Source organism: Amycolatopsis sp. NBC_00438 (genome assembly GCF_036026695.1).
Lineage (GTDB): Bacteria > Actinomycetota > Actinomycetes > Mycobacteriales > Pseudonocardiaceae > Amycolatopsis.
The window spans coordinates 7,589,311-7,601,695 of the sequence record NZ_CP107923.1; the positions used below are offsets into that span (position 1 = coordinate 7,589,311).

Consider the following 12,385-nt stretch of genomic DNA (forward strand, 5'->3'; position numbering starts at 1 on the left):
CGAATGACTCTGGTCACTGCTGCTTCTTCTCCGGTGGGGACGTCGGGCTCGCCACCGCGGCGGGTGCCTGCGGGTCGAGGCAGAACAGTTCGCGCAACGCGTTCGCGTAGTCGGTGTCGGCCGTCTCGGCGGCCAGCTGCTTGACCCGCACCGTCGGCGCGTGGAGCAGCTTGTCGACCACCCGGCGGACCGTGCGGCCGACCTCTTCGCGGACGGCGCTGTCCAGTTGGGGCAGCCGGTGGTCCAGCCGCAGCAGCTCGGCGTCGACGACCTCGGCCGCGCGGCGGCGCAACGCGGTCACCGTCGGCGTCACCTCGGCGCTGCGCTGGCCGGCGAGGTACTCGCGCACCTCGTCGAGCACGATGCCGGTGGCCTTCGCCGTCTGCCGGTCGGTGGTCGGGGTGCCGGCCTCGCGCATCCGGCGCTGGACGGTGGCCAGGTCGACGACGCGCACGGCGTCGAGCTCGCCGACCGCCGGGTCGACGTCGCGGGGCAGGCCGAGGTCGCAGACGACCAGGGCCCGGCCGGCCCGCGGCAGCACCTGCTCCGGGCCGAAGACGGCGTCCTGCGCGCCGGTGCAGCAGATCACGACGTCGGCGTCACGCACCGCGTCGGCGACCTGGGACAACGGGATCGCGCGGGCGGGCACGCCCTGCTCGGAGACGTTCGCGGCGAGCCGGCGGGCGCGGGCGTCGGTGCGGTTGGCGACGGTGATCTCGCCGATGCCGGCCTTGCGCAGCTGCGACGCGCTCAGCGCGCCCATCGAGCCGGCGCCGACGATGACGGCGTGCTTGCCGGTGACGTCCCCGGCCGCGGCGAGCGCTTCGGACACGACCGACGAGCCCAGCTGGTCGAGGCCGGTTTCGGTGTGCACACGCTTGCCGACGCGCAGCGTGGTCTGGATCAGTTCGTGCAGCGTGCGGCCGACCGTGCCGACCTCGCGCGCGGTGGCGTAGGACGAGCGGATCTGGCCGAGGATCTGCGTCTCGCCGACGACCATCGAGTCCAGGCCGGAGGTGACCGAGAACAGGTGCTCGACCGCGGCGCCGGCGTAGTGCACGTACAGGCTGTCGTAGAGCTCGGCGGGCGTCATCCCGGCCTGGCGGGCGAGGACTTCCGAGACGTCGTTCAGGCCGCCGTGGAAGGTCTCGACCACCGCGTAGACCTCGATGCGGTTGCACGTCGAGACGAGCATGACCTCGCTGATGTGCTCGGCCTGCTGCAGCTCGTCGAGCACCTTGCCGATCTCGGGCGCCGGTACCGCGACGCGTTCCAACGTGCTCAGCTCGGCGCTGCGATGGGACAACCCGACCGCCAGAACGCTCATGCCGTCACCTCGCTGACGCTCGGTGAGCGCCTAAGCGGCTGCGCTGTGTCGAATGATTCACTCGCAGGCTCGCTCATGAGCGCACCACCACTTCCCGTCCGCCGTCCGGACCCGCACCGTTCCGTCCGCTGCCCTTGCCATTGTCGGACGGCCGACCCGCGGCGGGTAATCCGGAATTGCCCTGATTGCTCGCAGCATCATCCGCCCGGCGGGCTACGTGAAATGACAGTATCTGCAGCTCGACGGCCAAATCCACTTTGCGGACCTCGATGTGAGCAGGAACTTGCAGCACGACGGGAGCAAAGTTGAGGATGCACTGGACGCCGCCGGCGACCAAACGGTCGCACACGGACTGCGCCGCGGTGGGCGGGGTGGCGATCACGCCGATGGAGATCCCGCGCTCGGCGCAGACCCGCGGGATGTCGTCCATGTGGGAGACCGGGAGGCCGCCGACCGGCACGCCGATCAGGTCCGAGTCCAGGTCGAACAGGGCCTCGACCGGGAAGCCGCGCCCCGGGAAGCCGCCGTAGTTGGCCAGCGCGTGGCCCAGGTTGCCGATCCCGACCACGGCCACCTTGTGCTGCCGGGTCAGGCCCAGGATCCGCTCGATCTGGCTGACCAGGACGCTGACTTCGTAGCCGACGCCGCGGGTGCCGTACGAGCCGAGGTAGGAGAGGTCCTTGCGCAATTTGGCGGAATTGACGCCCGCCGCCTGCGAGAGCTCTTCGCTCGAAACGGTCGTCGCGCCCTGTTCGGACATCGCGGACAGCACGCGGAGGTAGACGGCCAACCGGGCGACGGCCGCTTCGGGGATCTGCTTCGCCCGGACCACCTCGGGGGCATCCCCGTTGGGGCCGCCGCGACCGTTGACGGCGGCCGCGGGCACGGCGGGCATCTCGGCCGTCGGCGCGTTGTCGGCGTCCGGCTGGACCGGCCTGGGGGTCCGCCGTGGCGGCCGGCCGGCGGAGTCCGCTCCGTCGCGCCCCCCGCGCTGTGTCACCACGCCGTGTCTCCTGCCCGCTGCGCACCTGCCGGCCATCGCCACGGCCGTTCGGAACTGTGTCTTGACCCAGGGCCCGGCGTCCGGTTCGATGCCGGACCACCGGGAGGCGATGGTCCTACGGTAGTCCACTTGTGAACGCACGCACAAAGTCACTGGTCGGAGGCGGTTCGGCACCCCCCGAGCGTGCGCGCGGGCGGCCGTGGCGTGCTCGAGCCCGGGTCCACCGGGCCGGATCACCGGCCGTACAAGGGTTTCCGGGCCGTCAGTGCGCGTCGAGGGTGACCGAGTGCCAGCCGGTGGCGCCATCGGGCACCGGGTCGGCGGTGTTCTCCGTCTGGGTGTAGCCGTCCTGATCGGTGGCCCGGACGAACGCCTGGTGCGTGCCGCCCGGCACGTCGAGCTCGATCCACCAGAGGCGCCAGGTGTCCTTGCTCACCTCCGCCGAAAGGGTGGCTTCGCGCCACGCCCCCTGATCGAGCCGGACCTCGACCTTGGCGATGCCGGTGTGCTGCGCCCACGCCGTGCCTGCCAGCCGGACCTTGCCCGCGGTGACGTTCGCGAAGCCGGTCGGGGTGTCGATCCGGGACTCGGTCTTGATCGGCGCCTGTTCGGCCCAGCCGCGGTTGAGCCAGTACGCCTGCCGCGCGTCCCACTTGGTGAATTCGAGGTCCTTGACCCACTTGGTCGCCGAGACGTAGCCGTACAGGCCGGGGATGACGATCCGCGCCGGGAAGCCGTGCTCGACCGGCAGCGGCTCGCCGTTCATCCCGATCGCGAGCATCGCGCCGCGCTGCGGGTCGAGCGCGACGTTCGCCGGGGTGCCGCAGGTCCAGCCGTCGACGCTGGTCGCGAACATCTGCTCGGCGCCACTCTGCACGCCGGCTTCGTCGAGCAGGTCGACGAGGTCGACGCCGAGGAACGACGCGTTCGAGATCAGCGGCCCGCCGACCTCGTTGGACACGCAGGTCAGCGTCACCCGGCGCTCGACGAGCGGCCGGTTGCGGATGTCGTCGTAGGTGAAGTTCACCTCCCGGTCGACCATGCCGTGGATCTTCAGGCCCCAGTCCTCGGTGCGGATCTGGGGCACGACCAGGGCGGTGTCGATCCGGTAGAAGTCCGCGTTGGGCGTGATGAACGGCGGTGAGCCGAGCTTGACGAAGTCGGCGTCGGCGGGCAGCGGCGGCGCGGTGCGCGCGGGCACGAGCGGCCCGACGGCGGCCCGCGAGTCCTCGGCGTTCGTGCTGGTCCCGGCCACTTCGCCGACCACGGCGGCGACACCGGCCCCGGCCGCGATGCCGACGCCGGTGCGGATGAACTTCCGCCGGTCGAAACCCCGGTCGTAGCGGGCGAGTTCGGGCGGCAGCGCGAGCCGGTGCAGCATCGTGAACACGGTCAGCCCGGCGACGAGCGCGGCGACCGGCGCGAGCAGCGAGACCTGTCCGAGGTCGGTCCGCACGAACACGGCGGCGATCCCGGCCGCGCCGAGCAGCCCGACCAGCACCTGCCCGGCCAGCGGCTTGCGGCGGGAGAGCTGCCCGGCGGCCACCGCGAACAGCACCAGCACCACGGCCAGGCCGAGCTTGAGGATCGGCTTGTCCCAGGTGCCCAGCGTCCGCTCGGCCCACTTCACGATGCCGGTCGGGCTGTGGTCGATGACGTAGTTCGCCACCGCGATGAACGGCGAGGCCGTGTAGCCGACGAACCCCGCGACCAGGTGCCCGACGCCGAGCGCGGCGGCCAGGGCGAGAAGCCCGATCAGGGTCGAGACGGGCAGCGAAAGACGTCGAGGCGCCTCGGCCGGGGCGGGGGCGTCCTGCAAGGTGCTCACCCCTCCATCTTCGACAGCGGTGGGCCGATCGGGTGAGCCCTCGGTGCTTACGGACGTGTTACGGCTTCACCGGGTCGGACACTCAGGACGAAAGCGCCTTCCGCAGCCGGTCCTCTTCGACGCGCCAGTAACCGTGCTCGGCGCCGTCGACCAGGATCACCGGGACGCGGTCGCCGTACTCGGCGCGCCACTCCGGGTCCGTGTCGACGTCCTCGGCCGTCCACGCGACGCCCAGTTCGCCGCAGATGCGGGCGACGTCGGCCTCCGCCACCTCGCAGAGGTGGCAGCCCGCCCGGCCCATCACCGTCACTACCTGTGCCATGACGTCCTTACTACCGCAGCCGCACGCGGCGCAGCTTGCCGGTGGCCGAGTGCGGCAGCGACTCGGCGAACTCCACCGCGTGCGGCACCTTGTACCCGGCCAGGTGTGCCGTGCACTGGTCGACGACCTGCTGCTCGGACAGCGACGCGCCGGCGACCGGCACCACGAACGCCTTCACGGCCTCGCCGCTGCGTTCGTCGACGACCCCGACCACCGCGGCTTCGGCGACCTCCGGGAGCTGCGCGATGACCGACTCGACCTCGTTCGGGAAGACGTTGAAGCCGTTCACGATGATCAGGTCGTTGGCCCGGTCGACCAGGTGCAGGTCACCGTCGACGTCGAGGTAGCCGACGTCGCCGGTGCGGAACCAGCCCTGGTCGTCCGGCCCGTGGTCGCCGTCCGGCCAGTAACCGGAGAACAGGTTCGCGCCGCGGATCGACACCAGCCCGGTCTCGCCCTCGGCCTCGAAGACGTCGTCGACGTCGTCCGGGTCCAGCGGCACGGCCTGGTCGGTGCCGTCGCTGTCGACGAGCCGCAGCTCGACGCCGGGCAGCGGGCTGCCGACCGAGCCGGGCTTCGGATAGCCCGTGACCAGCGTCGACGTCACCACCGGCGCGCACTCGGTGAGGCCGTAACCCTCGAAGACGTCGAGGCCGGTGGCCTCCCGGATCGCGCCGAGCACCTTCGGGTGCAGCGGCGCCGCGCCCGACGTCATCCGCCGGACCGTGGCCAGCCCGCGGCCGAGCTCCCCGGCGTCGAGCGCCGCGAACTCGGCGTACATCGTCGGGACGCCGGTGATGGTGGTGACGCCGTGTTCGGCGCAGTCCTCCAGCGTGCGCTGCGCCTCGAAGCGCTCCGACAGGACGGCGGTCGCGCCGACGGAGACGGCCTGCAGCAGGCCGGGCCCGAGGCCGTAGACGTGGAAGAGCGGGATGGTGATCAGCACGCGGTCGTCGTGCTCGAGGACGCCGTCGACGCCGCTGAGCTGCTCGAGGTTCGCCAGCAGCGCGCGGTGCGACAGCATCACGCCGCGCGGCGGACCGGTGGTGCCGGAGGTGTACGAAATGACCGCGATGTCCTCGCCGGAGCCCCCGGCACCGGCGGCCTCGACTGCTCCATCCGGGTCAGCTTCGGGCGTGAGACCCATCACCCCGGCCGGCAGTGCCGTATCCGTGTCGCGATGGATGACGACCTTGGCGCCGCTGTGCGCGAGCAGCTTCTCGAGCTCGGGTCCCGGCGACTGCGGCGACACCGGGACGGCGATCGCGCCGGCCCGCAGCGCGCCGAAGAACGCGACCGCGAAGTCGGCCGACGTCGGCAGCCTCAGCGCGACCCGGTCGCCGGGTGTGACACCGGCACCCACAAGTGTCTTGGCCTGGGCTTCGACCGCGGCCGCGAGCTCACCGTAGGTCAGCGTCCGGCCGCCTCCGGTCTCCCGCACGGCCGGGTGCTCCGGCCACGTCGCGGCGGCCCTGGTGAGCAGCTCGCCGACCCCGGACAACGTCTCTGCACCGGCACTCACCCGTGGCCCGCCTTCCCGTCGTCCTGCGAAGCGTTGCAAGTCTGTCATCTCGCGCGACGTCATGGGGAGACACCGCGAGCGTCGCCCCTTCGCAACACCCGAGCCACTACCTACTTCGCGGTAACTACACGTATGCTGCACCGAGTCGTGGGGGTGGTGATGATCACTGCCGCGACCGGAGAGAGGGAGTCGCCGTGACGAACTTGCCTGCCCACGAGGCCGTGGGGCATGCGAGCCGGCAGGCCCCTGCTCGCCCGCTGATCGGAGGTACCGTGGCTCACTGGGTCACAGCCGCCGCCGGAGGTGCCGCCCGATGACCGTGCCGACCGCCGTGAACCGCGGGCCCGTTTTCATGTTCGCCGAGCGCGTCTTCGGCCGGCCTTCGGCCGTGCCACTCAGCAGGCAGGCCGCCTCGTCCGCCTCCGACGAAGAGCGCGCCGAAGCCGCCAAGGCCGAGGCGTGGGACCTGGTGCGCGCCGCGCAGGACGGCGACACGTCCGCGTTCGGCCGCCTCTACGACCGCTACGTCGACGTCGTCTACCGCTACGTCCTCTTCCGGCTGGGTGACCGTGACCTCGCCGAGGACGTCACCAGCGAGACGTTCCTGCGCGCGCTGCGCCGGATCACGTCCGTGAGCTACCAGGGACGTGACGTCGGCGCCTGGTTCGTCACCATCGCCCGCAACCTCGTGCTCGACCACGTGAAGTCGAGCCGGTTCCGCCTCGAAGTCGTCACCGACGAGGTGACCGAACCCGGTTCGGCGCCCTTCAGCGTCGGCGCGACCGCGCAGGCCGGCCCCGAGCAGGAGGCCATCAGCCGCGCGACCCGCACCGAGTTGTTGCGCTGCGTCGCGGAACTGGGCGACGACCAGCGGGAATGCATCATCCTGCGGTTCCTGCAGGGACTCTCCGTGGCGGAGACGGCCCAGATCATGAACCGCAACGAGGGAGCGATCAAGGCGTTGCAGCACCGGGCGGTACGCCGGTTGGCACAACTCCTGCCCACCGGATTGCGCTGAACCCGCGAACTTTTCGCTCTCTTCGGCCGATCCGGTAACCCTTACGGCTTCTGGATCGTTACTCCTGCCAGACCGGTGTCAGGACCGGCCACGGCCCGAGATGGAGCTGGCGCAGTGAGGTTTGCGCGTGAGCGAACCGAGATCGACCGGTTCGCGCGTGCTTTGGAGCCGTCCCCGGTACGCCGGGACGGCGAGTTCGCCGACGAGCTGGCCCTCGTCGGCGCCCTGCGCGAACTCGGCGAGGCCGGGTCTCCGGACCTGGAGACGCGGCAGCGGATCCGTGCCGAGATCGCGGGCCGCCTGGAGACGGCGGCGGCCACCCCGGTACGGCGGTGGCGGCCGCGGACCGCCGACCTGGTGGCCGCCGCGCTCTTCCTCTTCCTCGTCCTCTCCGGCCTGACCCTGGTGCTGTCCCGAACCGCGTTGCCGGGCGACGCGCTGTACGCCGTGAAGCGCGCCGGCGAGACGACGTCGTTGAACCTCACCTTCGGTGACCAGGAGAAGGCCCAGAAGCACCTCGAGTTCGCCACCAACCGCGTCACCGAGCTGAGCGAGCTGGCCGCCGAAGGCGCGAGCGAGGCCGACTACCGGACCGCGTACGACGACTTCGCCACCGATCTGCGCGCCGGCGTCACCCAGCTGACCGCGGTCGCGACCAGCGACGGCACCGGCGCGCAGCAGCTCTCCGACGTCCGGCTGTGGGCCCGCAACCAAGCGGCGCGGCTCGCGACGCAGCAGACCGCGCTGCCGGCCGACGCGGCGTCCGTGTTCGGCGACGTGCGGACCCTGCTCGGCAAGGTCCAGGAGCGCACGAGCGGCCTGGTCGCGCGGCTCAACTGCTACCAGATCACCACCGGCACCGCCGACGACCTGGGCCTGCTCCCGGCGACCGGCGAGTGCACGCAGCGTCCGGCGCCCTCTTCGGGCGGCGAGGTGTCCTCGGCGCCGACGTCCCCGACGGCGGCCGAGAGCACCACGCCGGCACCGACCGGCACGCAGCTGCCGCCCTCGGACGCGACGGCCACCGCCGAGACGCCCGCGCCGACCGGCGGGATCACCCCGCCACCGGTGTACGGCGGGCCGACGACCACGCCCCGGCCGCCGTCGACCTCGACGTCGAACCCGCCGCCGCTGGTTTCCATCCCGCCGCTGCTACCAGGCCTGCCGCCGATCATCATCGGCTGAGGTCCGGGCCACACCTGCGACACCGCGGTGGGCGGCTCGCTACGCTGTGCGAAGGATCGGACGTCCGCGAGGACGGGGTCGGACATGGGCAGACGTGGAGGCGGTGTGCGTGTCAGCTTGGCGTGGCAGGGATAAGAGTCAGGAGCTCGAACGGCTCGCCGCGCTCGCGGGCGAAGCGTCGGCCGAAGCCGCTCACGCCCGGGTGGTCTCCGAAGCCGCCGAGCCGCCCGCCCCACCCGCGCCGCCGGACCTCACCGCGGCCGCCTTCTTCGACGTCGACAACACGATGATGATGGGCGCGTCGATCTTCTACTTCGCCCGCGGGCTCGCAGCGCGCAAGTTCTTCACGTCCTCCGACCTCGCCGGCTTCGTCTGGGGCCAGATCAAGTTCCGCCTCGGCGGCCGCGAGAACAAGGAAGACATCAAGACCCACCGCGAACGCGCACTGTCCTTTGTGGCCGGACGCACGGTGGACGAGCTGACGTCGATCAGCGAAGAGATCTACGACGAGCTGATGGCGGACAAGATCTGGTCCGGTACCCGGGCGCTCGCTCAGATGCACCTCGACGCCGGCCAGCGCGTCTGGCTGGTGACGGCGACCCCGATCGAGCTGGCGGCGATCATCTCGCGCCGCCTGGGCCTGACGGGCGCGCTGGGCACGGTGGCCGAAACCCGCGACGGCGTCTACACCGGCCGCCTGGTCGGCGACCTGCTGCACGGCCGCGCGAAGGCCCACGCGGTCCGCGCGCTGGCCTCCCGTGAGGGCTTGAACCTCAAGCGCTGCACGGCTTATTCGGACTCGGCCAACGACATCCCGATGCTGTCGGCGGTGGGCACCGCGGTCGCGGTCAACCCGGACGGCGGGCTACGCGACGTGGCCCGCGCCCGGGGCTGGGAAATCCGCGACTTCCGCACCGGCCGTAAAGCGGCGAAGATCGGGGTACCTTCGGTGCTGGGGGCCGGGGCGCTGGCGGGGGCGGTGGCCGCGGGGATGGCTTACCGCCGCCGCTGATGCGCCCGGCCCAAGACGTCACTTTCCCTAGGAAAGATGCGTCACCTCACACGGACTTCACGCCCGGCCCGAGACGTCACTTTCGCTAGGAAAGATGCGTCACCTCACGCGGACTTCACGCCCGGCCCGAGACGTCACTTTCGCTAGGAAAGGTGCGTCACCTCACGCGGATTTCACGGCCGGCGGGCGGTTCGCTCAGCGGCGGAAAACGGACTTCCGCTGCGAAAGGCGCTGGTAGAGCGTCTGCTGGATCGACTCGCGCACCTGGTCCGTCAGCTGGAAGACCAGCATCGGGTCGTCCACGGCCTCCGGCCCGAACGTGTCCGTCGGGATCGGCTCGCCGAACTCGATGCTCCACTTCGTCGGGAGCGGGATCGCGCCCAGCGGGCCGAGCAGCGGGAAGAACGGCGTCACCGGGAAGTACGGCAGGCCCAGCATGCGGGCCAGCACCTTGATGTCGCCCAGCTTCGGGTAGATCTCCTCGGCGCCGATCACCGACACCGGGATGATCGGGACGCCCGCGCGCAGCGCCGCCGACACAAATCCGCCGCGGCCGAAGCGCTGCAGCTTGTAGCGGGACGAGAACGGCTTGCCGACGCCCTTGAAGCCCTCCGGCCACACGCCGACCAGCTCACCCTTGCGCAGCAGGCGTTCCGCGTCCGCGTTGCAGGCCAGCGTCTGACCGGACTTGCGGGCGAACGAGCCCACCAGCGGCACCTGGAACACCAGGTCGGCACCGAGGCCGCGCAGGTGCCGGCCGCCGGTCTCGTCGTGCACCGCGACCGCCGTCATCAGGGAGTCCAGCGGCAACGTGCCCGAGTGGTTGGACACCAGCAGGGCGCCGCCCTCGGCCGGGAGGTTCTCGACGCCGAACGTGTCGACGCGGAACCAGTTCCGGTAGAGCGCGCGCAGCGGCGGGAGGAACACGGCGTCGGTCAGCTCGGCGTCGAACCCGAACTCGTCGACGGTGTAGTCGCCGGTCAGCCTGTCGCGGATGAAGCCGAGCGCGGATCTCGCCGCGTCCGAGAGCACCTCGGGCGCCGGGGCCGGCGGCTCGGCGCCGGGGAACGCGACGACCGGGGCGTCTTCGCGCGCGGCATCGGCCTCCCGCAGGTCCGCCGCGGCCGCGGAGGCGGCGGGCTGGGCCGCCGGCTTCTCGCGGCCCGGTCCGTGCAGGGGGATGACCTGTGCCTCGGCACCGCCCACCGTCTCCGCCTCGCTTTCGAAGTCGTTCGCGTCGTGCGGTCTGCTCATCGGCTCTGCCCGGTCGCCGCGGCGACGAGCACCTTGCCGGCCAGGCCCGCGAGCCGGCCGCCGTCGAGCACCGGGCGCAGGCCGCGGCCGACGACGTAGTCGTCGAACGCCTCCCGCGTGGTCCACCGCGGCGTGTAGCCGAACTCCTGCTTCAGCTTGGTGATGTCGACCACCCGGCCGAAGTTCAGCAGCCGCACCTGGTCGGCGGAGAAGTCGACGACACGCGCGCCGCGCAGCACCTTGCCGACCGACGGGACCACGCTGCGCGGCATCGGCAACTCGACCCGGCCCGCTCGCCGGATCGCCTGTGAGAGCGTGAGTACCCCTTCGGAGCCGACGTTGAACACGCCGGGCTTGTCTTCGATCGTCGCGCGCTCCAAAACGGACAGCGCGTCCGACGAGTGCAGCAACTGGATGCGCGCGTCATAACCGAAAACGGTCGGCACCACCGGCAGCGCGAAGTAGCGGGACAGGACCGTGTCGGTCGAGGGCCCGATGATGTTGGCGAAGCGGAACAACGTCGTGGTGATGTCCGGACGGCGCCGCGTCAGGCCGCGCACGTAACCCTCCATCTCGACGGCGTCCTTCGCGTACCCGCTGGTCGACGTCGGGATGAGCTCGGAGTCCTCGGTGAACACCGCCTGCGAGCGCGCGCCCGCGCCGTACACGGCCGCGGTCGACTTGACGATCAGCTTGCGCACCAACGGCGAACGCTGGCAGGCCGCGAGCAGCCGCATGGTGCCGATGACGTTGACTTCCTTGATGGCCGTGCGCCGGCCCGGGCCGGCGGGGTGCGCGGTGCACGACGCGTGCACCACGGTGTCCACTTTGGCCGTGCTGATCACCTTGGCGATCAACGGGTTCCGGATGTCCGCGCGGACGAACTCCGCGTTGCCCATGCGCTGCAGCACCGTCTTGTCCGGCGGTACCGTGTCGACGCCGATGACCCGCTCGAAGTCGGGGTTGTTGCCGAGCCGGGCGAGCAGTTTCCCGCCCAGTTCCCCGGCGACCCCGGTCACGAGCACGATGTTCGACGGCATACGACTCCCTGCGGTGTAGGGCGTGTGAGGGGCGGACGATCACCCGACGTGCGCGAACCTGCACTCACTGGAAGCATCGCGCGGACGCCCTTGAGATGTTACCGCTCATCAGTGGTAGCTCCCGGGTGTCTTACATGCTATTAACCGCCACGCCCCGAAAAGCGACGAGCGCCTCACTCGAACAGGGGAGGCGCGTCCACCACATGGACGTGGCCCGTCCAGAGACTGGACGGGCCACGGTCACGCTCGGCTGAGCCGGGTTACTACTTACCGGCCTTACGACGCTGCACACGCGTGCGGCGAAGCAGCTTGCGGTGCTTCTTCTTGGACATGCGCTTACGGCGCTTCTTGATCACAGAGCCCATGGGCGCTCCTTAGTTCGTCGTCGGTCACGCTGCCCGGCGCAGCGTCCAACGGGTGGAGCGCACAGGCACGAGCGGTTTTCCAGGTTACCCGCCACGTCGCGCGGGCCGGTCGGCGGGCACGTCCAAGCCCTGCGCGCCGCTGGCGGCGGCGTGCCCGCTGACCGGTTCAGCTGGCCTTTCGGGGGTCCGGCTGGCGGATCCCCCGGTTGTTTCAGCCCACGTCGTAATACGCACCCTGGAGGTACTCGTGCACTGCTTTCTCCGGCACCCGGAAGGACTTCCCGACCCTGACGGCGGGTAGCTCACCCGAGTGCACGAGACGGTAGACGGTCATCTTGGAGACCCGCATCAGCGTGGCCACTTCGGCGACCGTCAGGAACTGGACCTGCCCGACAGCGGGCAGCTCTTCCTTCTTGTTCGGCGACATTTTTACCGCGTCCTTCGACACGTGTCGCGCCACGAGGCTTCCCCACCTGTGGTATCGACACGCACGTGCTCTATCGAGAGTA

Annotated in this window: 12 protein-coding genes; 3 read left to right on the plus strand and 9 right to left on the minus strand. The window is 71.0% G+C overall.

Annotation, left to right across the window (positions count from 1 at the left end; all coding sequences use genetic code 11):
- Window positions 1-13 precede the first annotated feature (13 nt).
- From OG494_RS34340 to OG494_RS34360, 5 genes are all read right to left on the minus strand, one after another.
- Window positions 14-1,327 carry a glutamyl-tRNA reductase gene (locus OG494_RS34340; RefSeq protein WP_328445838.1) on the minus strand — a complete coding sequence of 438 codons (1,314 nt, stop codon included), beginning with the start codon at window positions 1,325-1,327 and terminating at the stop codon, window positions 14-16.
- A 73-nt stretch (window positions 1,328-1,400) separates the two neighbouring features.
- Window positions 1,401-2,330, minus strand: coding sequence for a redox-sensing transcriptional repressor Rex (locus OG494_RS34345; RefSeq protein ID WP_328445840.1), 930 nt, complete (start codon window positions 2,328-2,330; stop codon window positions 1,401-1,403).
- Window positions 2,331-2,592: 262 nt separating this feature from the next.
- Window positions 2,593-4,158: a molybdopterin-dependent oxidoreductase gene (locus OG494_RS34350; RefSeq protein WP_328445842.1), complete on the minus strand. Its 1,566-nt coding sequence runs from the start codon at window positions 4,156-4,158 to the stop codon at window positions 2,593-2,595.
- Window positions 4,159-4,240: 82 nt separating this feature from the next.
- On the minus strand, window positions 4,241-4,480 hold the full coding sequence (locus tag OG494_RS34355; RefSeq protein WP_328445844.1) for a glutaredoxin family protein: 240 nt from the start codon (window positions 4,478-4,480) through the stop codon (window positions 4,241-4,243).
- 10 nt (window positions 4,481-4,490) lie between these two features.
- Window positions 4,491-6,050 (minus strand): AMP-binding protein, encoded by a 1,560-nt coding sequence (locus tag OG494_RS34360; RefSeq protein WP_442874319.1) that lies wholly within the window; start codon window positions 6,048-6,050, stop codon window positions 4,491-4,493.
- A 265-nt stretch (window positions 6,051-6,315) separates the two neighbouring features.
- On the opposite strand from OG494_RS34360, the gene OG494_RS34365 reads away from it, so the two are divergent.
- The 3 genes from OG494_RS34365 to OG494_RS34375 all read left to right on the plus strand — a co-directional run bounded on the left by OG494_RS34365 (window position 6,316) and on the right by OG494_RS34375 (window position 9,217).
- On the plus strand, window positions 6,316-7,020 hold the full coding sequence (locus OG494_RS34365) for a sigma-70 family RNA polymerase sigma factor (RefSeq protein ID WP_328445848.1): 705 nt from the start codon (window positions 6,316-6,318) through the stop codon (window positions 7,018-7,020).
- Between the two features lie 114 nt (window positions 7,021-7,134).
- Window positions 7,135-8,205 carry a DUF5667 domain-containing protein gene (locus OG494_RS34370; RefSeq protein ID WP_328445850.1) on the plus strand — a complete coding sequence of 357 codons (1,071 nt, stop codon included), beginning with the start codon at window positions 7,135-7,137 and terminating at the stop codon, window positions 8,203-8,205.
- A gap of 109 nt (window positions 8,206-8,314) precedes the next feature.
- Window positions 8,315-9,217, plus strand: coding sequence for an HAD family hydrolase (locus tag OG494_RS34375; protein WP_442874320.1), 903 nt, complete (start codon window positions 8,315-8,317; stop codon window positions 9,215-9,217).
- A gap of 195 nt (window positions 9,218-9,412) precedes the next feature.
- On the opposite strand, the gene OG494_RS34380 is transcribed toward OG494_RS34375, so the two are convergent.
- From OG494_RS34380 to OG494_RS34395, 4 genes are all read right to left on the minus strand, one after another.
- The gene (locus OG494_RS34380; protein ID WP_328445854.1) at window positions 9,413-10,471 is read right to left on the minus strand and encodes a lysophospholipid acyltransferase family protein; all 1,059 of its coding nucleotides are present in this window, start codon (window positions 10,469-10,471) and stop codon (window positions 9,413-9,415) included.
- Window positions 10,468-11,511, minus strand: a complete 1,044-nt coding sequence (locus OG494_RS34385) for an NAD-dependent epimerase/dehydratase family protein (RefSeq protein WP_328445856.1) — start codon at window positions 11,509-11,511, stop codon at window positions 10,468-10,470. Before OG494_RS34385 ends, OG494_RS34380 begins: the two co-directional genes overlap by 4 nt.
- 263 nt (window positions 11,512-11,774) lie before the next feature.
- Complete coding sequence (locus OG494_RS34390; RefSeq protein ID WP_007030867.1) at window positions 11,775-11,876, minus strand: 30S ribosomal protein bS22; 102 nt, start codon at window positions 11,874-11,876, stop codon at window positions 11,775-11,777.
- Between the two features lie 211 nt (window positions 11,877-12,087).
- On the minus strand, window positions 12,088-12,303 hold the full coding sequence (locus OG494_RS34395; RefSeq protein WP_285456379.1) for a helix-turn-helix domain-containing protein: 216 nt from the start codon (window positions 12,301-12,303) through the stop codon (window positions 12,088-12,090).
- Between the last annotated feature and the right edge of the window lie 82 nt (window positions 12,304-12,385).